Here is a 21,691-nt window from a genome sequence, read left to right as displayed (position 1 = left end):
TGCGGGGCGGTGGCTCCGGCGGTGGATCCTGCGGTGATTCCGCTGGTGAATCCGCTGGTGAATCCGCTGGAATCCGCTGGTCAGTCCCGTGATGGATCCTGTGGCGGATCAGGCTGTCCGGCGGGTGCGCGACGCGTTCGGAAATTCCCGGCCGATGTGTGAACCGATCGGCGGGGCTCGTCCGATGAGGGGATGTGAGGGAAACGAGAAGCGACGGAGAGCTGCTGCGGGCCATCGCGGCGGACGGGGACCGTCGCGCCTTCGAAGAGCTGTACCGGCGGTACGCGCCATGGCTGACCGCGCGGCTGCGCGGCCGGTGCGCCGACGCCGGGATCGTCGACGACGTCGTCCAGGAGACCTTCCTCGCGGTCTGGCGCGGCACCGCCCGCTACCGCGAGGAGGGCGACCCGGCCGGCTGGCTGTGGCGCATCGGCTCACGGCGCCTCGTCGACTCGGTGCGCGGCGACGGCGCGCGCGGCCGGCTCCGCAACGCGCTGGCCCGGCTCAGGCACCGCGACGAGGCCTCGGCGGAGGAGCGCGTGCTGGCAGGCGTCGAACACGGGGACCTGGCGGGCGCGCTGACCAGACTCTCGCCCGAACTCCGGGCGGTGCTCCAGGCCACGGTGATCGACGGACTCACCACCAGGGAAGCGGCCGTCCTGCTCGGCATTCCGCCGGGCACGGTCAAGACGCGGGCACTGCGTGCGCGCAAGCAGTTGCGGGAGGCGTTGGCATGAGCGACGACCGTCACGGAAGCGATGGCGACGAGATGAACGGTCACGGCCGTACGGCCTGGCACGTGCCGGAGGAAGACCTCCGGGCCTATGTCCAGGGCGAGTTGACGGCACCCCACCTGTGGTCCGCCGACACCCACCTCGCCGCGTGCGCGCGGTGCCGGGAGACACTCGCCGCGATCAGCGACCCGGTCGCCCTGGACGCCGGGTGGGAGCGGCTCGACGCCGAACTCGACGCCCCGCGGCCGGGCCCCGCCGAATGGCTGCTCATCCGGCTCGGCGTCGCCGACCACACGGCACGGCTGCTGACCGCCTCCCCCGCCCTGCGCCGCTCCTGGCTGGGCGCGATCGGCGCCCTCCTGGTCATGACCGTGGTCGCGGCCGACGCGGTGCGGGCCGGGACCACGCCCACGCTCTTCCTGGCCCTCGCGCCGCTGCTCCCGCTCGCCGGGGTCGCGGTGTCCTACGGCCCGGGGATCGACCCGACGTACGAGATGGCCGTGGTCTCACCCCTGCACGGCTTCCGGCTGCTGATGATCCGCACGGTCGCCGTACTGACCGTGTGCCTGGGGCTCAGCGGCCTCGCGACCCTCGCCCTCCCCTCCTACGGACTGCACGCCCTGGCCTGGCTGCTGCCCGCCCTCGCCCTCACCGCGACCGGACTCGCGCTCAGCTCCCGGCTCGGTCCCGTCCTCGCCCCCTCGCTGGTCGGTGGCGGCTGGGTCGGCCTGCTGGCCGTGGCCCGGGCGACCTCGGAGTCCGACACCACGCTCGCCCCGTTCACCGCGGCCGGGCAAGGCGTCTCCGGAGCCGTCGCGGCACTGGCCGCCGTACTCCTCTATCTCGCACGGGACCGGTTCGACGCGTCCCGCCTCCCGTTCACCGACTTCACCGACAGGAACGCAGCATGATCCCCACCGTCTCCGCCTCCGGGCTGACACTCCGTTTCGGCGGCACGCTCGCGCTCGACGACGTCTCTCTCCGCCTACGAGAAGGGGTCACCGGACTCCTCGGGCCCAACGGCGCCGGAAAGACCACCCTGTTGCGGGTGCTCGCCACCGCCGTCCCTACCGACCGGGGCTCCTTCACCGTCCTCGGCCATGACCCGGGCACCACCGCCGGACGCCTGCACGTGCGGCGCGCGCTGGGCTACCTTCCGCAGACCCCCGGCTTCCACCAGGACTTCTCCGCCTTCGAGTTCGTCGAATACGTGGCCATTCTCAAGGAGCTGACCGACCGTGGGGCCCGGCACCGCGAGGTGCGCCGCGTCCTGGACCGCGTCGGCCTGTCCGATGTGCGGGGCAAGCGCATCAAGCGGCTGTCCGGCGGCATGCGCCAACGGGTCGCACTGGCCGCGGCCCTGATCGGCGACCCCGGCTTCCTCGTCCTCGACGAACCGACCGTCGGGCTCGACCCCGAACAGCGCATGCGCTTCCGGGAACTGATCGCACAGGCGGGAGAGGGCCGAACCGTCCTGCTCTCCACCCACCAGACCGAGGACGTCGCGATGCTCTGCCACCGCGTGATCGTCATGGACGCCGGCCGTATCCGCTTCGAGGGCACCCCCGCGGAGCTGACCGAGCGAGCGGCCGGCCGGGTGTGGAGCAGCACGGAACGCGATCCGTCCGCCCGAGCCGGATGGCGTACGGGCACGGGCGCCTTCCGCAATGTCGGCGATCCGCCCGAGGGTGCCGACCTCCTCGAACCGACCCTGGAGGACGGCTACTTGCTCACGCTGGACACCCGGACCGCGGAGGTGGCCGCATGAGCACCACCGACACGGTCAGGCGGACGGCTCCCACGGGGGTGGAGCCGTCCGCCGAGGTCCAGGTGTCCCGGCCGGCCGCGGTCCTGGCACTCGCCCGCTTCGAAGCACACGAACTGCTGCTCCAGATCCCGGTCCTCCTCTTCCTCGCGCTGTATGTCGGCTTTGCCGGCTGGAGGTTGTTCATCGGGGGCGACGGCATGGACGACTTCCCGGTCCTCCAGGACACCGACAGGGCCACCCAGCCGACACCCATGCTGCTGGCCGTCGCCGTGTTCGTCTGCGTCAACCGCGCCGTGCTGCGGTCCCGCCGACAGTCCACCGACCAGCACTTCGACATCCTGCCCATGGAGCACTGGCGGCGTACGGCGGCACACGCGCTGTCCGTCCTGCCCCTCGGCGCGATCACGGCGCTCGTCGTCGGCTTCCAGTACACCTGGGCGGCGCTGAAGCCGGGCGCCGTCGGTCACGGTTCACCCGCCGAGCTGGTCGTGGGCCCGCTGGTGGTCCTGCTGGCCGGTGTCCTCGGCGTCCTGCTCGCCCGGGTGATACCGGTCGGGTTCGTCGCCCCGCCCTTCGTGATCGGCGGATTCGTCCTCACCACCCTGGTCTCCGCGGCCACCCAGGGAAAGCACTGGGTGAGCTGGCTCGGACCGGTCGTCGTGGAAGAGGGAGCCGGCCCCTTCCCCTCCGAACTGCTGGGCCGCCCGGCCGCCTGGCACGCGCTCTATCTGACGGGCCTCGTGGTTCTGCTGTTCTGCGTCGCCCTGCTGGTGAGCGGCGGCCGGACGAGGCTGATCACGGCGGTGACCGTTCTCGCCCTCGCCGCGACGGCCGTCGGCGTGGCCGGGCAGTCCCCGGACGAGCCGGCCTCGCTGATCGCCGCCCGCACCAAGGCGTCCGTGAGCCCGCAGAAGGAACAGACCTGTGTACGGCACGGACGGTCCACGTACTGCGCCTTCCCGGAGTGGACCGGCCGCACCGCCGACTGGGCCGAGGCGGTCGACCGCATCCAGTCCCGCGCGGGCGGTTCCGCCGGAGGTGAGCGGCTGACCGTACGCCAGAGGATCGACGCCCGCTACGGCCTTCAGAGCGATGCCGCGATTCCCCCCTCCACCACGCCCGGACATGTCACCGTCGGCACGAGCTGGGGCGGCAACCGCCTTCCCGAGTTCGCGGTCGGCGTCGCCTCGGTCCTGGTCGCGGGCACCGAGAAGACCGCCGGAGAGATGTGCGACGCCCGCGTGGTGACCATCATGTGGCTGGCTCTGAGCACCCAGCCGGACCCGATGCAGTCCCTGCGCGATGTCCGCCTCGACGACACCATCGAGGGCTCGGCGGTCGCGCTGGCCCCCACGAGCCCTGTCTCGATGTCCGCCCAGCAGACCACCGTGGTGCGCGAGCTGCTTCAGAAGCCGCACTACAGCGTCGCCGCGAAGGTCAAGGCGCACTGGACGGAACTGACGTCCGCGAAGACGTCCACGGCACGGGTGGCCGAGCTGCTCGGCGTACCGGCCGGAGGCAAGGGGATCGCGGCGGACTCGGGGAGCGGCTCGTGCGAGGAGGAGTGAAGACGATGACAGAGGCTTCCACCGAGGGCCGCACGAAACCCGCCGGGCCCCCACCCACGCACGTCGTGGCCCGCGCCCTGGTCCGCCCGGTGTGGCGCGGTCTGCCCCGGTGGGCCGTGATGACAGGCGCCGTCCTCGGGCTGGTGCTGGCCGGATCCTCCCGGACGGTCTCCGAGGAACCGGACCCGTGGCTGTGTCTCAACCTGCTGCGGGCCGCCGCCCTCGCCTTCGGCCTGGGGCTGGCGTTCCTGTTCGACGACCCGGCCCGGCACACCACGGCCACGGTGCCGACCAGACGCCCGGTGCGGACGGGGCTGCGGCTGGTGCTCGTCGTACCGTTCATGGCGGTGTGCTGGACGGCCGCGCTGTTCCTCATACCCGTCGAGGGACGGCCCCCGATGGGCGCGATCACCCTGGAAGCGGCCGCTGTCATGACCCTCGCGCTGACCTCCGGGCTCATCGCCGTGCGGCACTCGGGGGCCACCGAACCGGGGATCGCGATATCCGCCGGACTGGTGGGCGCCTTCTTCGCCGCCGCGGTACTGCTTCCCGCGCGCTGGGAGCTCTTCGTCGGTCCGTCCGACCCGCACTGGGACGACGCGCACCGACGATGGGCGGCCGTCCTGGTCGTGGTCGTGCTGGCGGGGGCCCGCTCCCTGGGCGAACCCCTGCGGCGACGCCGGACAACCGTCCTCGCCCGCCGCTGACTTCGGCCTCCGGAGGGCCCTCGCACGCCGCGGGCTCAGGACTCCGGAACGGCCCTCGCACGCCGCGGGCTCAGGACTCCGTGCGGTACATGAGATCCGTCTCGTGGGTGATGAAGCCGAGACGCTCGTAGACGGAGACCGCCGCCTTGTTGTCGGCGTCGACGTAGAGCATCGCGGTGGGCAGGGTCTGCGCGGCGAGGTGGCGCAGTCCGATCGTGGTCAGGGCCTTGCCGAGCCCGCCGCCCTGGGCGCCGGGGCGCACACCGAGGACGTACACCTCGCCCAGCCCCTCCTCGGCGTGCACCTTGGTCCAGTGGAAGCCGACGAGTTCCTCGCCCCGGAAGGCGAGGAAGAAGCCGGCCGGGTCGAACCACGGCTCGGCGGTCCGGTCGTCCAGGTCGCGCTGGGTGAGGGAGCCTTGCTCGGGGTGGTGGGCGAAGGCGGCGGCGTTCACGGCGAGCCAGGCGGCGTCGTCCTGGCCCGGTACGAAGGTCCGGACGGTCACGCCCTCCGGCAGTTTCGGCTCGGGCAGGTCGAGGTTCTCCAACGGGCGGCGCATCTGGCGCAGTTCTCGGAAGAGGGTGAGGCCCAGGACCTGTGCGAGATGCCGGGCGGCGGAGTGACCGCCGTGCGCCCACACCCGCAGCCGCTTCCCGGACTCGTTGAGCATCGCCGAGCCGAGCGCCCGCCCGTGGCCGTGCCCCCGGTGCGCCGGGTGGACGACGAGTTCGGCGGCAGGGGCCTCGACCGGGTCGGTGTCCTCCAGCTGTGCGTAGCCGACCAGTTCGTCGCCGACGGTCAGCAGCAGATGCCGGACGCCCTCACGGCTCCCGCCCTTCAGCTGGAGGCGGCCCTGCTCGGACACGGCCTGCTGTCCATCGGCCCGAGCGGCCTGCGCGAGCAGCTGGAGCACGTCCTCGGCCTGGTCCGGGGAGAGCACGGAGTAGGTCTCGATGGAGCGGGAGAGGGCGAAGGGTGCCGCGTCGTCGCTGGTCATGGATACGAGGGTACGGCTCGGCGATGGGGGGACGAGGAGTTGGGCGACGCGGACACGGATCGTGGCGGGAGGGGGCGGCCGGGGAGGGTGGATCGCGCTTCGGCAGGGGAGGCCGGGAGCGGGCTTCCCTGGTTCGCGGAAGAGAGACGAAGGGTGCGGCGGGGAGCTGCGGTGACGTGGTTGTCGGCTTCCGGTGTGGTGATGGCAATCAGTCCGTAACCCGTAACCCCCTTTCGCGCTACGCGCGTTGATTCTAAAGTGCGTGCAAAGCTACGGCCGTTCATCAGCTCGCACACGGTCCGCACGGCACCCATGGCACGCACCATCCGCTCGGCTCACGCACGACGCGCAGGCACGCACCATCCGCTCGGCTCACGCACGACGCGCAGGGCACGCACCACCCGCTCGGCTCCAGCACAGCACACAGTTTCGGCCTTTCACCGTTCTCCAGGGGGAACCATGCCGCCCACGATCCGGTACAGACGCACGCATCGACTCCTCGCGGCCGCCGCCGGCCTCGCCACCGTGGGGGCGCTGGCCGCCGCGATCCCGGCGAGTGCGCACCAGGACAAGCCGACACCGTCGCACCACCACGGCAGCGGCCGCTACCAGGACGTCCAGCTGCTGTCCTTCAACGACCTGCACGGCAATCTGGAGCCGCCGACCGGTTCCTCGGGCCGGGTCACGGAGCTCCAGGCGGACGGTACGACGAAGACCGTCGACGCGGGTGGTGTCGAATACCTGGCCACGCATCTGCGCAACGCCCGCAAGGGCAACACGTACTCGATCACCGCGGCCGCCGGCGACATGGTCGGTGCCTCCCCGCTGATCTCCGGCCTCTTCCACGACGAGCCGACGATCGAGGCGCTCAACGGCCTCGACCTCGACGTCACTTCGGTCGGCAACCACGAGTTCGACGAGGGCGCCAAGGAACTGGCCCGGCTCCAGAAGGGCGGCTGCCACCCGACGGACGGCTGCTACGGCGGCGAGAAGTTCACCGGCGCCGACTTCCCCTACCTCGCGGCGAACGTGACCGACGAGAAGAGCGGGAAGCCGATCCTCAAGCCCTACTGGGTGTGGAAGAAGAACGGCGTCAAGGTCGGCTTCATCGGCGTCACGCTGGAGGGCACGCCGAACATCGTGTCCGCCGAGGGCGTCAAGGGCCTGAAGTTCGGCGACGAGGTCGAGACGATCAACAAGTACGCCAAGGAGCTCCAGCGCCAGGGTGTGAAGTCGATCGTCGCGCTGATCCACGAGGGCGGGTCGCCCGCGTCGACGGCGTACAACTACGACTGCGACAGCCCCGGTGCCGGGAACGGCATCTCCGGGCCGATCGTCGACATCGCCAAGAACGTCACGCCGGCCGTGGACGCGCTGGTCACCGGCCACACCCACCAGGCGTACGCGTGCACCATCCCCGACCCGGCGGGCCGGCCCCGCATGGTCACCTCGGCCTCCTCCTTCGGCCGGCTGTACACGGACACGACCCTGACGTACGACCGCTGGACCGGCGACATCGCCCGTACGGCGGTGAAGTCCGCGAACCACGTGGTCACCCGTGATGTCGCGAAGGCCGCCGACATGACGTCGCTGGTCACCAAGTGGAAGGCGCTCTCCGCGCCGGTCGCCTCGCGTCCCCTCGGCTACATCGCGGGCGACATCGCCAACACCGGCACCGAGTCCCAGGCCGGCGACCTGATCGCCGACGCGCAGCTCGCGTACGCCAAGTCCGTCGACCCCGAGGCCGACCTCGCGGTGATGAACCCGGGCGGCATCCGCGCCGGACTCACCTACACCGCGAGCAGCGGTGAGGGAGACGGTGTGGTGACCTACGGAGAGGCGTACACGGTCCAGCCGTTCGCCAACACCGTCAACCTGGTCGACCTCACCGGCGCCCAGGTGATCACCGCGCTCCAGCAGCAGGTCAGCGGCGCCAACGAGGCCTCCCCGAAGATCCTCCAGATCTCCAAGGGCCTCACCTACACCCTCGACCTGACCAAGACCGGCGCGGCGCGGGTCGTGGCCGACTCGGTCAAGCTCGGCGGCACCGCGATCGACCCGGCCGCCACCTACCGCGTCGCGATGAACTCCTTCCTCGCGGGCGGCGGCGACGGCTTCGCCGAGCTCGGCAAGGGCGGCAACGTCCGTGTCGGCGGCGACGACCTGGCGGCCCTGGGTGCCTACCTGACGGCCAGCTCCTCGGCCGCGACGCCGTACCCGGTCCCCGCGGCGGACCGGATCACGATCGTCAAGTAGCCGGAACCACCGACCGGTCCGGCGCTCGTCCGCCGGACCGGAGCGGCCCGGTCCGGAGCGGCCCGGTCCGGACGCCGACCGATGACGAGCGAGCCCCCACCCGCTGACGGGTGGGGGCTCGCTCGCGCCGGAGAGCGGGTCAGGGCGTGTCGGGCGGGGCTGTCGGAGCCCCCGGAAGCCGTACGGCCGCGATCGTGCCGCCGCCCTCCGCGGGACTCAGCGTCACCTCGCCGCCGCACTGCTGGACGGTTCGGGCCACGATGGACAGGCCGAGGCCCGAACCGGGGAGGGCTCGCGCGTCCGGGGAACGCCAGAAGCGGTCGAAGACGTGGGGGAGTTCCTCGCTGGGGATGCCGGGGCCGTGGTCGCGCACGGTCAGTTCGCCGCCCTTCAGCCGGACGTCGATCGTTCCGCCCGCGGGGCTGAACTTCACCGCGTTGTCGAGGATGTTCACGATCGCCCGCTCCAGCGCGGAGGGCTCCGCCCGGACGTACCAGGGCTGAAGGTCGGCCGTGATCGTCAGTTCCGGGCCGCGCAGCCGGGCCCTGCGCAGGGCCGCTTCCACGGTGTCCTGGAGTGCCACGACCTCCACCCGGTCGGCCGGGTGTCCCGCGTCCGATCGCGACAGCGTCTGAAGGTCGCCGATCAGCGCCGCCAGCTCGGTCATCTGCGCGGTCACCGAGGTGAGCAGTGCCTTGCGGTCCGCCGGGGGGATCGGGCGGCCGATCTCCTCGCTGCGGGTGAGGAGTTCGATGTTCGTCCGCAGGGAGGTGAGCGGCGTCCGCAGTTCGTGTCCGGCGTCGGCGATGAGCTGCTGCTGGACCTCGCGGGAGCTGGCGAGGGAGGCGGTCATCGAGTTGAAGGAACGGGAGAGCCGGGCGATCTCGTCGTCGCTCTCCTCGTCCACGGGGATGCGGATGGTGAGGTCCTCGGTGCGGGCGACGTGTTCCACGGCGTCGGTGAGTTCGTCGACCGGCCGAAGCCCGGCCCGCGCGACCCAGAGCCCGGCAGCCCCGGCGCCGACCACTCCGAGTCCGGAGACGAGAAGCAGGACCAGGGCCAGGTCGTTCAGCGTGGACTGGGTGCTCTTCAGAGAGGCGGCGATCATGAGGCCCACGTTGGGGCCGGGCTGCCCATCGGCGGTGGCGGTGGTCAGCGGCTTGAGCATCACACGCACCGCGTTGCCGTCTTCGTCGGTGCCGTCACGGAAGTAGGACTTGTTGAGCTCGCCGCTCTTGATAGCCGTCCTGTCGGACTGGGTCACCTTGACCTTGCCGACGGAGTTGTCGACGAGGCAGGCGGTTCCGTTCTCCTTGACCACCTGGACGTAGTTGTTCCGGAAGGGGGAATCAGTGTTGTCCGGGGTCACGGAGCAGTAGTTGAGGGCGTTGAGGATCGCACCCGGCGGGCCTCTCATGCCCCTCTGCAGATCGTTGTCGACCTGCTCGTACAGCTTCCCCTGCACGATGAACCAGCAGGTGACCGAGACCGTCGCCACGCCGAACGCCACGGCTGCGGCTACCAGCAGGGCCAGCCGGGAACGCAGGGGCAGCGACCTGAATCTGCGCATCACTCCGCGCCACCGGACCGCAGCACGTACCCCACGCCCCGCACCGTGTGGACCAGGCGCGGCTCGCCGCCCGCCTCCGTCTTGCGGCGCAGGTACATGACGTAGACGTCGAGGGAGTTCGACGACGGCTCGAAGTCGAAGCCCCAGACGGCCTTCAGGATCTGTTCGCGGGTGAGGACCTGGCGCGGGTGGGCCAGGAACATCTCCAGCAGGGTGAACTCGGTGCGGGTCAGCTCCACCGGGCGCCCCGCACGGGTGACCTCGCGCGTCGACAGGTCCATGCGCAGGTCGCCGAAGGCCAGCGCGTCGTCCTCGACCACCGCGCCCGCGGACGCCGCGTACGAGCTGCGCCGCAGCAACGCGCGGATCCGGGCGAAGAGTTCGTCGAGCTCGAAGGGCTTGACGAGATAGTCGTCCGCCCCGGCGTCCAGCCCGGTGACCCGGTCGCCGACCGTGTCCCGGGCCGTCAGCATGAGGATGGGCGTGGTGGTGCCCGCGCCACGCATCCGACGGGCCGCGGTGAGGCCGTCCATACGGGGCATCTGGATGTCGAGGACGACCAGGTCGGGCTGGTAGGCCGTCGCCTTCTCCAGGGCGTCCGCGCCGTCGACGGCGACCTCGGTGTCGTACCCCTCGAAGGCGAGGCTGCGCTTGAGTGCGTCGCGCACGGCCGGCTCGTCGTCGACGATCAGGATGCGCTGGGTGTCACGGTCGCCTTCGGCGGAGCTCATGGGCGTCGGGTTCCTCGGGTGGGATGGGGTGTGATCCGGTGTTTTCAGCCTCGCACGTTCCTGGCTGTCCCGGAATGGATCAGCTTCGTACGGTACGGCGGCGGCCGGACGTGCGGCGCTGGGCGGGCCGGGACACGGCGGGGGCCAGTTCGGGGGCGCGCCGGACGGGCGGGTGCAGTTCGCGGGCGACCGCCAGGGCGACGCCGAGTCCGGCCGGGTCGGCGGCCGGCGCGGTGTGCTGGACGCTCTTGATCATCATGGCGACCTCCGGGGTCAGCTGTCGGAACCGCCGGCCCGCAGCGTGGCCAGGTCGGACTTGACGGTGTTGATCGGGATGGCGAAGCCGAGGCCGACGCTGCCCGCGCTGGACGAGGACGACGAGGAGTCCGAAGCGGCCGAGTACATCGCGGAGTTGATGCCGACGATGTTGCCGTTCATGTCGATGAGGGCGCCGCCGGAGTTGCCCGGGTTGAGCGAGGCGTCGGTCTGGAGGGCCTTGTACGTCGTGGTGGAGGAGCCGGTGTCGCCGTTGAACTGCCGGCCGCCGAACTCGAACGGCCACTGGCCGTTGCCGCCGCCCTGCTGTTGCTGCTGGCTCTGGCTCTCGTCGGTGGAGACGGTCACGTCCCGGTCGAGGGCGGAGACGATGCCGCTGGTGACGGTGCCGGTCAGGCCCTCGGGGGAGCCGATCGCGACGACCTGGTCGCCGACCTGGACGCCGTCGGAGTTGCCGAGCGTCGCGGGCTTCAGATCGGACGGCGCGTTGTCCAGCTTGATCAGCGCGAGGTCCTTCTTGCTGTCGGTGCCGACCACGCTCGCGGCGTACGACGTGCCGTTGTTCAGCTGCACCTTGATCGCGGAGGCGCCCGAGACGACGTGGTTGTTGGTGATGATCTCGCCGCCGGTCGTGATGATCACGCCCGAGCCGGTGGACGAGCCCGCGTTCGAGGTCGCGCTGATCTCGACGATGCTCGGGCTGACCGCCTTGGCGACGCCGGAGACCGTGCCGCGCTGGCTGGTGGGCACGACGTTGGCGCTGGTGGTGCTGGAGGTGGCGACGGTGCCGTTGCCGGTCAGCTCCTGGAAGGCGTACGCGGTACCGCCGCCGATCGCCGCCGCGACGATCGCCACGGCGGCGAGCAGGGCGAACGGACCCTTGGCGCGCCGCCGGGAGGTCGCGTCGGCGGGGGGCTCGGGGTGGCCGGCGCCCACCGTGGCGAACACGGCGGTGGTGCCGGCGGGCTCGGGCTCGGGGTGCCCGGCGTACGGGGCGTGGCCGCCGTGCCCGCCGCTGCCGCCGTGACCGGAGCCGGGCCACACGGTGGTGCCCGGCTCGACGTGGACGGGCGCGGCCGGGTCGTACGCCGGGGGTGGCGGCCACTCGGGGTTCACGGGGGAGGAGGGGTGCGACTGCTGCTCCGGGTACGCGGACCCGTGGTGGTCGCCCTGGGGGTACTCGCCGCTACGGCGGAAGCTCTCGGTCATGAAAAAAGACTGTCCCCCGATCATGAGAGCTCCCTGAGTGGCCCCTGAGAAGCCCGACAGAACCTCGTATGCCCTATATAAAGGCGCTTCCTGCGAGCCGCCTGAGAGACCCCTGCGGGCAACTTGAGAACCGCCTGTGCGTCCTCGCCGGGTGCGCCGAGCGGTTGCGCCGCACTTCGCCGCGTACTCGGTCGCGCACGGGGTGTGGTCCCGCCCCGCTCCGGCGAAGCCGGGTAACGTCCCCTGTTCCGCTCCCCGGCTCAAGGGGGGTACCGGCCGTACGTATGTTCCCGCTGGTGGCGGGTGGTGCTCGTTCGTACGATCGCCGCATGCAGCTTCGGTACGCCTTCAGGCTGTACCCGCAACCGGGCCAACGCATCGCGCTGGCCAGGGCGTTCGGGTGCGCTCGCGTCGTGTACAACGATGCCGTGCGCGCCCGCGAGGACGCCCGCGCGGCGGGCGAGCCGTTCCCGAAGGCCGCTGAACTGTCCCAGAAGTTGATCACCGAGGCCAAGCGGACACCGGGGCGGTCCTGGCTGGGTGAGGTCTCTGCGGTCGTCCTCCAGCAGTCCCTGCGCGACGCGGAATCCGCGTACCGGAACTTCTTCGCCTCCCTCAAAGGTCAGCGCAAGGGGGCGAAGAGCGGTGCGCCCCGGTTCAAGTCCCGCAAGGACAGCCGTCAGTCGATCCGGTTCACGGCCAATGCCCGCTGGTCGATCACCGGTTCCGGGAAACTGAACCTCCCGAAGATCGGGGCGGTGAAGGTGAAGTGGTCCCGCGCCCTGCCCGCACGGCCGTCCTCGGTCACCGTGATCAAGGATGCGGCCGGACGGTACTTCGCCTCGTTCGTCATCGACACCGACCCGGCCGCGGACGCCGCCCGGATGCCCGACACCGACCAGGCGGTCGGCATCGACCTGGGCCTGACCTCCTTCGCCGTCCTCTCCGACGGTACGAAGACCGACTCCCCGCGGTTCCTGCGACGCGCGGAGAAGAAACTAAAACGAACCCAGCGGGAGCTGTCCCGCAAGCAGAAGGGATCCAGGAACCGGGAGAAGGTCCGCCTCAAGGTCGCCCGCGCCCACGCGAAAGTGGCCGACGCCCGCCACGAGTTCCACCACCAGCTCTCCACGAGGCTGATCCGCGAGAACCAAGCGATCGGTGTGGAGGACCTGGCGGTCAAAGGACTGGCGCGCACGAGGCCGGCCAAGAGCGTGCACGACGCGGGCTGGGCACAGTTCGTGCACATGCTGGAGTACAAGGCCGCCCGGTACGGGCGCACCCTGGTCAAGATCGGCCGGTTCGAGCCGACCTCACAGACCTGCTCCACCTGCGGTGTCAAGGACGGCCCCAAACCCCTGCACATCCGGGAATGGACCTGCATCGCCTGCGGCACCCTCCACGACCGGGACCACAATGCCGCGATCAACATCAGAACGGCCGCCGGACTGGCGGTGACAGCCTGCGGAGCGCCGGTAGGACCAGGACTCGTCCCGGCACAGCGCGAAGAAACAGGAAGCCACGGAAGCCCGCCCGACACCCGTGCCGCGTAGCGGCACAGCATCGAGCGAGCAGGCCAGAATCTCCCTGCTTCAGGAGGGAGCGCAAGTCAAAAGTCGTACGCCGTCCCCCGGCGACGGCCGCGCCGACCTGCTGGTCCGCAACAGCTCGGGCGTCCTGTACCTCTACCGGGGCACGCAGGTCGAGAAGACCCCGTTCTCCGCGCGCATCCAGGTCCGTACGGGCTGGAACTTCACCTCGAACGTGGCCAACGGCGACGTGACCGGTGACGGGATCGCGGACGTCATCGCCCGCGACTCGGGCGGCACGCTCTGGCTCTACCCGGGCACCAACAGGGCCTCCAGCAGCCTCTTCGGCACCCGTAAGAGCCTCGGCACCGGCTTCAACCAGTACAACCTGCTGTTCTAGGTCCCATCAGACCTGTCGCAGCACACAGAGATCCCCGCGTCCCCTCAGGGGCGCGGGGATCTCCGCTGTCGTCCGTGTGTGGTGTCCGCATGTGGTGTCCGTTCGCGGGGTCCGCACGTGCGGTGCGCGGGGCGGCAGGCCGCCCCGGAGGGGCCTACGCGCAGCCGCAGGACTGGCGTACCACCAGGCGCGAGGGGAACAGCTTCAACCGCTCGCGGCGGGAGCCGGGCACCCGTAGTCCGTCGTCCAGCACGAGGTCCACGGCCGCGCGGGCCATCGCCGGCCGGTCCGATGCGATCGTTGTCAGAGGAGGGTCGGTCAGGCCCGCTTCCTTGACGTCGTCGAACCCGGCGACCGCGAGCTGCCCCGGCACGTCGATGCGCAGCTCGCGCGCGGCGCGCAGGACACCGATCGCCTGGTCGTCCGTGGAGCAGAAGATGGCCGGAGGCCGGTGCGGTCCGGCGAGCAGTTCGAGGCCGACCTTGTAGGCGTCGTACCGGTTGTACGGGGCCTCGAAGAGGCGTCCCTCGGTCGGCTTGCCGGCCTCCTGCATGGCACGCCGCCAGCCCTCGACGTGGTCGGAGACGGGGTCGCCGACGGCGGGGGTCTCGGCCGTACCGCCGAGACAGGCCACGTACTCGTACCCGTGCTCCAGAAGGTGCCGGGTGGCGAGCTGGGCGCCCCCTATGTCGTCGGTGACGACGGCGACGTCGTCGATCGCCTCGGGGCGCTCGTGGAGGAGCACCACACGGGCGTCCCACGCGTCGATCTCGGCGGCCGCGTGGTCGTTCAGCGCGTGGCTGACGAGGATCAGTCCGGAGACCCGCATGCCGAGGAAGGCGCGCAGATAGTGCACCTCGCGCTCGGCGATGTAGTCGGAGTTGCCGACCAGGACCATTTTCCCGCGCTCGGCGGCGGCCTGTTCGACGGCGTGCGCCATCTCCCCGAAGAAGGGCTGGCGCGCGTCCGGCACGATCAGTCCTATGAGCTCGGTCTTCCGCGAGGCCATGGCCTGGGCGACCCGGTCGGGCCGGTACCCCAGCTCCTTGATCGCGGCGAGAACGCGCTCGCGCGTGGCCGGGGCGACCGGCCTGGGTCCGTTGTTGATGACATAGCTGACGACGGCGGTGGACGTACCCGCCAGTCGCGCTACGTCATCCCTAGTCACCTTGGCCACGCACGGAGTCTACGCGGATGGACCTACCTCTGGGCAGGGCGTACGGCGGCTTCCTGGGGCTCCACCGCGGCCTGTGCCGGGGCCTGTGCCGGGGCGGCGGCGTCCGTGTGCGCCGTCTCGTCCGCATCATCCGGCTTTGGCTGGGCCGCCTTGGCCTTCGCCCCGTCCGCGGCGCGCTCCACCTTCTCCGGGGTAACGAATCGGTAACCGACGTTCCGGACGGTCCCGATCAGCGACTCGTGCTCGGGTCCGAGCTTCGCGCGCAGCCGCCGTACGTGGACGTCGACCGTCCGCGTACCGCCGAAGTAGTCGTAGCCCCAGACCTCCTGGAGGAGCTGGGCGCGGGTGAAGACGCGGCCCGGGTGCTGCGCCAGGTACTTCAGGAGCTCGAACTCCTTGAAGGTCAGGTCGAGGACCCGGCCCTTGAGCTTGGCGCTGTAGGTCGCCTCGTCCACGGAGAGGTCGCCGTTGCGGATCTCCATCGGGGAGTCGTCGTTGACGATCTGCTGGCGGCCCATCGCGAGCCGCAGGCGCGCCTCGACCTCGGCGGGGCCCGCCGTGTCGAGGAGGACGTCGTCGATGCCCCAGTCGGCCGTGACGGCCGCGAGGCCGCCCTCGGTCACGACGAGGACGAGCGGACAGCCGGGTCCCGTGGAGCGCAGCAGCTGGCACAGGCTGCGCACCTGCGGGAGGTCACGGCGTCCGTCGATCAGGATGACGTCGGCACCGGGGGTGTCGACGAGGGCCGGGCCTTCGGCGGGCGCCACGCGCACGTTGTGCAGCAGCAGGCCGAGAGCGGGAAGCACCTCCGTCGACGGCTGAAGGGCGTTGGTCAGGAGCAGGAGAGAGCTCATCGAGCCTCACCCACTCGGGTCGTCCTGCCTTCGTGCACGGTTCGCTCGCCCATAACGTCTGGTTCCTCCTCGGTCCCTGCGAGGACGTTTGCGGCACTGCTTGGTACTCGCGGCTCCCGCGCCTCCAGGATCCGCTGCGCCTTCGCGGCCCGTACACCTGCGGTTTCCCGCTTCGTATACAACGCTTCCGAAAGCACAAAAGGACCCGGGGGCTACTCTGCCCGAGTCCTCATGCCCAGCAGAATAGCCCACATGAGCTCAGGTCCGGCAGGTCAAGTGACGCGATCTTTCAAAAGTCCACGCCTTGAGACAACGCCACGCGTCCCTTCGCGGACGTTTCTGCGCACGGTCGACGGTGTGACGATCGATGCGGCGTACGACCCCGGAGCGGAGTCTTCCGGTGACCTTGCGTTCATCGTCGCACACGGATTCACGGGCGGTCTGGACCGTCCGCACGTCCGCCGCGCGGCCGGCGTCCTCGCCCGCGAAGGGGCGGTGGTCACCTTCTCCTTCCGCGGTCACGGCGGATCGGGCGGCCGTTCCACGGTCGGTGACCGTGAGGTCCACGATCTGGCGGCGGCGGTCGCCTGGGCGCGGGAACTCGGGCACACCCGGATCGTGACGGTCGGCTTCTCGATGGGCGGCTCGGTGGTGCTGCGGCACGCGGCGCTCTACGGCGGGAAATCCGCGGGTGGTGAGCCGGTGCCCGGCCTGGAGCACGAGGGGCGCACGGAGGCGCGTACGGACGCGGTGGTGTCGGTGAGCGCGCCGGCCCGCTGGTACTACCGGGGTACGGCCCCCATGCGACGGGTGCACTGGCTGGTGACCCGTCCGGCGGGCCGGATCGTGGGCCGGGTCGGTCTGCGGACCCGTATCCACCACCGGGACTGGAACCCGGTGCCGGCGTCCCCGGTCGAGTGCGTCCCGCACATCGCGCCGACGCCGCTCCTCATCGTCCACGGCGACCGGGACGGCTACTTCCCGGTCGACCACCCGCGCATGCTGGCCGACGCCTCCGGCGGGCACGCCGAACTGTGGCTGGAGCACGGCATGGGGCACGCGGAGAACGCCGCCGCCGACGGCCTGCTCAGCCGTATCGCGGGCTGGGGCGCCGCCCATGCGGGAATTTGACGACAGGAACTAGCCTGGCGGGGTCCACGCACACAGGTGCGAGGACACCACACACAAGAGCACACCAGATCGCTGATTGAGGAACGAGATGGCAAAGGGCACGGTGCGTTACTGGGCCGCCGCCAAGGCCGCGGCAGGCGTCGGCGACGAGCCGTACGACGCCGGCACGCTCGCCGAGGCGCTCGACGCGGCCCGCGAACGGCACCCCGGCGAATTCGTCCGCGTCCTGCGGCGATGCTCGTTCCTGATCGACGGTGATCCCGTGGGGACCCGCGGGCATGAGACGGTACGGCTGGCCGAGGGCGGCACGGTCGAGGTGCTCCCGCCGTTCGCAGGAGGGTGAGCGAGACGATGAGCAACCAGCCGTACGAGGGTCGCCGCGAGGGATACGACCCGTATCAGCAACCGCAGGGGCACCCGTCGCAGGAGCCCCGGCAGCACGCCGACTGGCCCCAGCACACCCAGCAGTGGGAGGGGCGGACCTGGGAGACGCAGGCGCAGGCACCGGTCCAGGAGGCCGACAGCTCGCACCTGCCTCCGCAGGGCTACCAGACCTACGGCGAGTCCCAGGGGTACGGCGGCGTCGCGGGGGCGACCCTGCCGCCCGAGGCTCCGGCGCAGCCGTGGAACCCGGACCACGCTCCGGCCGCCGGCGGCCCGGCGGACCCGTCCCGCCCCGGCGGGACGCTCCGTGACAGCGGGACCCTGCCCGAGAGCGTGAGCGAGGCCGGTGTCGCCTACGGGCCCGCGACGGTCACCGGGCAGAGCCGGATCACCGACGCGCAGCGTGCCCGTGCCGAGGGACGGTCGCCGGTCATCGAGCCGGGCATCCAGCCGGCCGCGCTGACGGCGCTGCTCGCGCTGCTGCTCTCGGGGACGGCGGCGATCGGGGAGTACGCGCTCGTCGTGCCGCTCGTCCTGCTCCAGGCCGTCACCGCGGCCGGCTGGTTCCGGCTGAACGGGATGTGGCCCGCCCGGCAGGGCATCGCGCTGGCGTTCCTGGGCGCGGTGACCGCCGACGTGGCGCTGCTCGTCGCCGGCCGGGAGAACGCGCCCGCCGCGATCCTCGGCACCCTCGGCGTGTGGGTCCTGCTGACCCTCGTGCTCCAGCTCCGCAGCCACGCCGACCCGGACACGCGGATGTACGGCCTGATGGCGACCGTCGTCTCCGCGGCGCTGTCGATCATCGCGGCCGGTCATCTGGCGGCCGAGCCGGACGCCGTGACGGTGGGCGCGGCCGCGGTCGCCGCGGCGATCCTGGCCCGGGCGCTGCCGCTGCCCACGGCGGCCTCCGTGGTCGTCGCGCTGCTGGCCGCCGCGGGCGCCGGCATCGCGGTCGGCGGGATGACGGACCTGGGCACGCAGGGCGCCTTCCTCGGCCTCGGCGCGGGTGCCTGCGCGCTGATCGGGCACCGGGTGGCGAGCTACGACTACCCGTCCCGCTTCGTCCACTTCACCGCGGGTGTGGCGCTGCCGCTGGCCGCCGCCGCTCCGGCGGTCTACCTCCTGGGCCGCGCGCTCGGCTGACCGCCGATCCCGTCGGCCGGATCCCGTCGGCCGGATCCGGTCGACGGGGCGCCGAATCGTCACAGGTGATCGACAACTGCCTTCAAGGGCCCCCGATTCGGGGGCCCTTCGGCGTTAGGCTCGCGCTCGGGCGGCTACTCGGCCGCTCAGACGGGGCCGTCCCAGGTGGGGGAACATCGAGCATGCGCGCACTGCGAATAACCCTGATTCTCGTGATCGTTCTCGGCGGTCTGTTCGTGCTCGCCGACCGGGTCGCGGTCGGGTTCGCGGAGGACGAGGCGGCCGGCCGGATCAAGAGCGCAGAAGGTCTCGCGACCACCCCGGACGTGTCCATCGGGGGCTTTCCGTTCCTCACCCAGGTCGTCGGCGGCGAGCTCGACGACGTGAAGATCGGCATCAAGAGCTACGAGGCGTCGACCGGCGGTACGGACTCCTCCGCCGGCACCATCCGCATCGACGACCTCGACGCCGAGATGCACGGCGTCTCCTTCAACGGTGGCTACAGCTCCGCCACGGCCGGCAGCGCCACCGGCAGCGCGTCGATCTCGTACGCCGAACTGCTCAAGGCGGCCAAGCCCGGGCCCACGGAGGTGACGCCTGGCGTCAAGGCCCAGATCATCGGCCTCTCCGACGGCGGCAACGGCAAGATCAAGGTGACCGTCTCGGCAACCGTCTTCGGCAAGAAGTTGTCCGAGCCGGTCTCGGTGCTCAGCTCCCTCAGCGTCTCCGGCGACACCGTGAAGGTGCACGCCGACTCGCTGCCCAAGCTGGGCGTCCAGCTCGCCGAGGGCCGGATCCGCTCGATCACCGACTTCCAGCAGAAGATCGACCAGCTGCCCGGCGGCATCAAGCTCGACAGTGTCCAGGCGGCCCCGGGCGGTGTCGAGATCACGGTGAAGGGTTCGGACGTCCGGCTGGTCGGGTAGAAGGCAGTCCGCCGGCCCCGGCCCGTAGGAGCTCTGCCGGACCAGGCCCCTGGAAGCCCTGCCGCCGGACCTGGCCCGCAGAAGTCCTGCCGGACCAGGTCCGCAGAAGTCGTGCCGGACCAGGTCCGGCAGAAGTCGTGCCGGATCGGGCTCGTAGAAAGACCTACCGGACCGGTCCGGGCCCGTCCGGGACGAAGAATTTCCGGAAGTGTCCGGTGGAAGACCCCCGTCGGAGGGGCGGCTGTCCGAAAGGCGAGACAGCCCTGTCCGTACCGCAGATACGCCGTCGAAGCGATGACCGACGCGGCCCACCGGAATCCGTGCGGGCCGGGCTTCGACGGCGTTCGCGTATCATAGTGCGGACGATCGCGTCTCAGCATTCGACACGCCGGTGACATGCCCGCCTGTCCGTCCCTACGATCGGACCCATGAAGCGACAGGCGGACCTCACGAAGCGGCGGGCAGTAGACCTGTGCCGCGTCGCCGCCATGCTCTGTCGCACCTTCTGAGCGGAAGCGTTTCCGTCTTCCGCGAGCCGGGCCCCTGGACCTCTCTTGTCCGGGCCACGATTGCGCCGCGCAGCCCTCACCGGCATGCAGCACCGCACCGCGCACCCTCTCCAAACGCACCACCCCGCCGCAACTGCCCCGGAGGAGAACGAGCATGAGCCGCAGCGACGTCCTGGTAGACGCCGATTGGGTCCAGGACCACCTGGACGACCCGAACGTGGCGGTCGTCGAGGTCGACGAGGACACCTCGGCGTACGAGAAGAACCACATCAAGAACGCCATCCGGATCGACTGGACCAAGGACCTCCAGGACCCGGTCCGCCGTGACTTCATCGACCAGGAGGGCTTCGAGAAGCTCCTCTCGTCGAAGGGCATCGGCAACGACACGCTGGTCGTCCTCTACGGCGGCAACAACAACTGGTTCGCGTCCTACGCCTACTGGTACTTCAAGCTCTACGGCCACGAGAACGTGAAGCTGCTCGACGGCGGCCGCAAGAAGTGGGAGCTCGACTCCCGCGACCTGGTCGACGGCTCGCAGATCCCCGAGCGCTCCGCCACCGCCTACAAGGCCCAGGCCCAGAACACCTCGATCCGCGCCTTCCGTGACGACGTCGTCGCCGCGATCGGCTCGCAGAACCTGGTCGACGTCCGTTCGCCCGACGAGTTCAGCGGCAAGCTGCTCGCCCCGGCGCACCTTCCGCAGGAGCAGTCGCAGCGTCCGGGCCACGTCCCGAGCGCCCGCAACATCCCGTGGTCGAAGAACGCCAACGACGACGGCACCTTCAAGTCGGACGACGAGCTCAAGGAGCTCTACGCCGCCGAGAAGGTCGACCTCGCCAAGGACACGATCGCCTACTGCCGCATCGGTGAGCGTTCCGCGCTCACCTGGTTCGTGCTGCACGAGCTCCTCGGTGTGCAGAACGTCAAGAACTACGACGGCTCCTGGACCGAGTACGGCTCCCTCGTCGGCGTGCCGATCGAGCTCGGCGCCAACAAGTAACCCCCAAGGCCTGAAGGACGGAATCGAAATATGTGTGGAGCGAAGGCCGGCGGCCCCGACGCCTCGACGATCAAGCCCGGTGAGACCACGATCCAGGGTCACGTGACCCGCGACGGCGAGCCGGTGACGGGCTACGTCCGTCTCCTGGACTCGACCGGCGAGTTCACCGCGGAGGTCCCCACCTCCGCGACGGGTCAGTTCCGCTTCTACGCGGCCGAGGGCACGTGGACCGTCCGGGCCCTGGTCCCGGGTGGCACCGCCGACCGCACGGTCGTCGCCCAGACGGGCGGCCTCGCCGAGGTCGCGATCGCCGTCTGAACGGCGGACCGCCGTCCCTGACGGCAGTCGACTGAACGGCCGAAGGGCCGCACCCCCGGGGGTTGGACGCTTACCGGATCGGGGTGCGGCCCTTCGGCTTGCCCGCGCGGCACCCGCGTCGCCCGCCCGCCGTGCCCTTGTGCCCCGGCCTGCGCTCCGGCCCGTGCCCGGGGGCTCTCCGGGGCCCGTCGGCACTGCGCCGGACGGGTTGTCCGGGCCTACGCTGGTGGTATGTACGCGCGCAGGCGTCATCTGTATTTCGCCATGATGGGGACGTGCGTCGTGCTGTTCGTCCTCGCCTGGGCTGTCGTACGGCTGTGGTCGGTCCCCGCGGCCGTCGCCATGTGCGTGGTGGCCATGCTGATTCCGCCGGTGGCCGCGATGGTGGCCAACCGGCGGGGGCCCGAGGACCGATGGTGGGACGACCCGTCCGGGGACCCGAAGTCCGACGAGTGGTGGGACGAGCTGGACGGCAAGAAACGGCGCCAGCAGTAGGAGCGGAAA

At 71.0% G+C, this 21,691-nt stretch carries 23 protein-coding genes; 16 read left to right on the top strand and 7 right to left on the bottom strand.

Features of this window, described 5'->3' with window-relative positions; translation table 11 throughout:
• The first annotated feature begins 194 nt into the window (after positions 1 to 194).
• From OG410_RS20045 to OG410_RS20025, 5 genes are read left to right on the top strand one after another with little or no spacing between them, the layout of a single operon-like run.
• Positions 195 to 737, top strand: a complete 543-nt coding sequence (locus OG410_RS20045) for an RNA polymerase sigma factor (protein ID WP_329300458.1) — start codon at positions 195 to 197, stop codon at positions 735 to 737.
• Positions 734 to 1,645, top strand: a complete 912-nt coding sequence (locus tag OG410_RS20040; RefSeq protein ID WP_443063770.1) for a zf-HC2 domain-containing protein — start codon at positions 734 to 736, stop codon at positions 1,643 to 1,645. Before OG410_RS20045 ends, OG410_RS20040 begins: the two co-directional genes overlap by 4 nt.
• Complete coding sequence (locus OG410_RS20035; protein WP_329300457.1) at positions 1,642 to 2,502, top strand: ABC transporter ATP-binding protein; 861 nt, start codon at positions 1,642 to 1,644, stop codon at positions 2,500 to 2,502. The genes OG410_RS20040 and OG410_RS20035 overlap by 4 nt, the downstream gene beginning before the upstream one ends.
• Positions 2,499 to 4,070 carry an ABC transporter permease gene (locus tag OG410_RS20030; protein WP_329300456.1) on the top strand — a complete coding sequence of 524 codons (1,572 nt, stop codon included), beginning with the start codon at positions 2,499 to 2,501 and terminating at the stop codon, positions 4,068 to 4,070. Before OG410_RS20035 ends, OG410_RS20030 begins: the two co-directional genes overlap by 4 nt.
• Positions 4,071 to 4,075: 5 nt before the next feature.
• Positions 4,076 to 4,777, top strand: a complete 702-nt coding sequence (locus OG410_RS20025) for an ABC transporter (protein WP_329300454.1) — start codon at positions 4,076 to 4,078, stop codon at positions 4,775 to 4,777.
• A gap of 70 nt (positions 4,778 to 4,847) precedes the next feature.
• Here OG410_RS20025 and mshD read toward each other — a convergent pair whose 3' ends face one another.
• Complete coding sequence (gene mshD / locus OG410_RS20020; protein WP_329300453.1) at positions 4,848 to 5,774, bottom strand: mycothiol synthase; 927 nt, start codon at positions 5,772 to 5,774, stop codon at positions 4,848 to 4,850.
• Between the two features lie 459 nt (positions 5,775 to 6,233).
• Here mshD and OG410_RS20015 point away from each other — a divergent pair, with 459 nt between their 5' ends.
• Positions 6,234 to 8,030 (top strand): bifunctional metallophosphatase/5'-nucleotidase, encoded by a 1,797-nt coding sequence (locus OG410_RS20015; RefSeq protein WP_329300452.1) that lies wholly within the window; start codon positions 6,234 to 6,236, stop codon positions 8,028 to 8,030.
• Between the two features lie 139 nt (positions 8,031 to 8,169).
• Here OG410_RS20015 and OG410_RS20010 read toward each other — a convergent pair whose 3' ends face one another.
• The 4 genes from OG410_RS20010 to OG410_RS19995 all read right to left on the bottom strand — a co-directional run bounded on the left by OG410_RS20010 (position 8,170) and on the right by OG410_RS19995 (position 11,816).
• A complete protein-coding gene (locus OG410_RS20010; RefSeq protein ID WP_329300451.1) occupies positions 8,170 to 9,600 on the bottom strand; it encodes a sensor histidine kinase in 1,431 nt (476 codons plus the stop codon).
• Positions 9,600 to 10,331 (bottom strand): response regulator transcription factor, encoded by a 732-nt coding sequence (locus OG410_RS20005; RefSeq protein ID WP_329300450.1) that lies wholly within the window; start codon positions 10,329 to 10,331, stop codon positions 9,600 to 9,602. The genes OG410_RS20010 and OG410_RS20005 overlap by 1 nt, the downstream gene beginning before the upstream one ends.
• Positions 10,332 to 10,410: 79 nt before the next feature.
• Complete coding sequence (locus tag OG410_RS20000) at positions 10,411 to 10,590, bottom strand: hypothetical protein (protein WP_329304485.1); 180 nt, start codon at positions 10,588 to 10,590, stop codon at positions 10,411 to 10,413.
• A gap of 14 nt (positions 10,591 to 10,604) precedes the next feature.
• Complete coding sequence (locus OG410_RS19995; RefSeq protein ID WP_329300449.1) at positions 10,605 to 11,816, bottom strand: S1C family serine protease; 1,212 nt, start codon at positions 11,814 to 11,816, stop codon at positions 10,605 to 10,607.
• Positions 11,817 to 12,145: 329 nt separating this feature from the next.
• Between OG410_RS19995 and OG410_RS19990 the strand changes: the two genes are divergently transcribed.
• Both OG410_RS19990 and OG410_RS19985 read left to right on the top strand, forming a co-directional pair.
• On the top strand, positions 12,146 to 13,369 hold the full coding sequence (locus tag OG410_RS19990) for an RNA-guided endonuclease InsQ/TnpB family protein (protein ID WP_329300447.1): 1,224 nt from the start codon (positions 12,146 to 12,148) through the stop codon (positions 13,367 to 13,369).
• Complete coding sequence (locus tag OG410_RS19985; protein WP_329300446.1) at positions 13,359 to 13,745, top strand: FG-GAP repeat domain-containing protein; 387 nt, start codon at positions 13,359 to 13,361, stop codon at positions 13,743 to 13,745. Before OG410_RS19990 ends, OG410_RS19985 begins: the two co-directional genes overlap by 11 nt.
• A 154-nt stretch (positions 13,746 to 13,899) precedes the next feature.
• Here OG410_RS19985 and OG410_RS19980 read toward each other — a convergent pair whose 3' ends face one another.
• Together OG410_RS19980 and OG410_RS19975 are read right to left on the bottom strand one after the other, a co-directional pair.
• Positions 13,900 to 14,922, bottom strand: coding sequence for a LacI family DNA-binding transcriptional regulator (locus OG410_RS19980; protein ID WP_329300444.1), 1,023 nt, complete (start codon positions 14,920 to 14,922; stop codon positions 13,900 to 13,902).
• 23 nt (positions 14,923 to 14,945) lie between these two features.
• Positions 14,946 to 15,776: a winged helix-turn-helix transcriptional regulator gene (locus OG410_RS19975; protein ID WP_329300443.1), complete on the bottom strand. Its 831-nt coding sequence runs from the start codon at positions 15,774 to 15,776 to the stop codon at positions 14,946 to 14,948.
• 252 nt (positions 15,777 to 16,028) lie between these two features.
• On the opposite strand from OG410_RS19975, the gene OG410_RS19970 reads away from it, so the two are divergent.
• From OG410_RS19970 to OG410_RS19940, 8 genes are all read left to right on the top strand, one after another.
• Positions 16,029 to 16,907, top strand: a complete 879-nt coding sequence (locus tag OG410_RS19970) for an alpha/beta hydrolase family protein (protein ID WP_329300442.1) — start codon at positions 16,029 to 16,031, stop codon at positions 16,905 to 16,907.
• Positions 16,908 to 16,995: 88 nt separating this feature from the next.
• Positions 16,996 to 17,250: a MoaD/ThiS family protein gene (locus tag OG410_RS19965; RefSeq protein WP_037622382.1), complete on the top strand. Its 255-nt coding sequence runs from the start codon at positions 16,996 to 16,998 to the stop codon at positions 17,248 to 17,250.
• 8 nt (positions 17,251 to 17,258) lie between these two features.
• Positions 17,259 to 18,434 carry a hypothetical protein gene (locus tag OG410_RS19960; RefSeq protein ID WP_329300441.1) on the top strand — a complete coding sequence of 392 codons (1,176 nt, stop codon included), beginning with the start codon at positions 17,259 to 17,261 and terminating at the stop codon, positions 18,432 to 18,434.
• A 182-nt stretch (positions 18,435 to 18,616) separates the two neighbouring features.
• Entirely contained in the window at positions 18,617 to 19,360 is a 744-nt protein-coding gene (locus tag OG410_RS19955) for an LmeA family phospholipid-binding protein (RefSeq protein ID WP_329300440.1), read from the top strand.
• 428 nt (positions 19,361 to 19,788) lie between these two features.
• Positions 19,789 to 19,869, top strand: coding sequence for a putative leader peptide (locus tag OG410_RS42615; RefSeq protein ID WP_350310325.1), 81 nt, complete (start codon positions 19,789 to 19,791; stop codon positions 19,867 to 19,869).
• Positions 19,870 to 20,023: 154 nt separating this feature from the next.
• Positions 20,024 to 20,869 (top strand): sulfurtransferase, encoded by an 846-nt coding sequence (locus tag OG410_RS19950; protein ID WP_329300439.1) that lies wholly within the window; start codon positions 20,024 to 20,026, stop codon positions 20,867 to 20,869.
• Positions 20,870 to 20,899: 30 nt separating this feature from the next.
• On the top strand, positions 20,900 to 21,187 hold the full coding sequence (locus OG410_RS19945) for a DUF1416 domain-containing protein (protein ID WP_329300438.1): 288 nt from the start codon (positions 20,900 to 20,902) through the stop codon (positions 21,185 to 21,187).
• Positions 21,188 to 21,418: 231 nt separating this feature from the next.
• Entirely contained in the window at positions 21,419 to 21,682 is a 264-nt protein-coding gene (locus OG410_RS19940; RefSeq protein ID WP_328450930.1) for a DUF3099 domain-containing protein, read from the top strand.
• Positions 21,683 to 21,691 lie beyond the last annotated feature (9 nt).

Source organism: Streptomyces sp. NBC_00659 (assembly GCF_036226925.1).
In the GTDB taxonomy this organism is placed as follows: Bacteria; Actinomycetota; Actinomycetes; order Streptomycetales; family Streptomycetaceae; genus Streptomyces.
The sequence above is the reverse complement of the archived record's forward strand: the minus strand, read 5'-3'. Positions and strand labels throughout refer to the sequence as shown.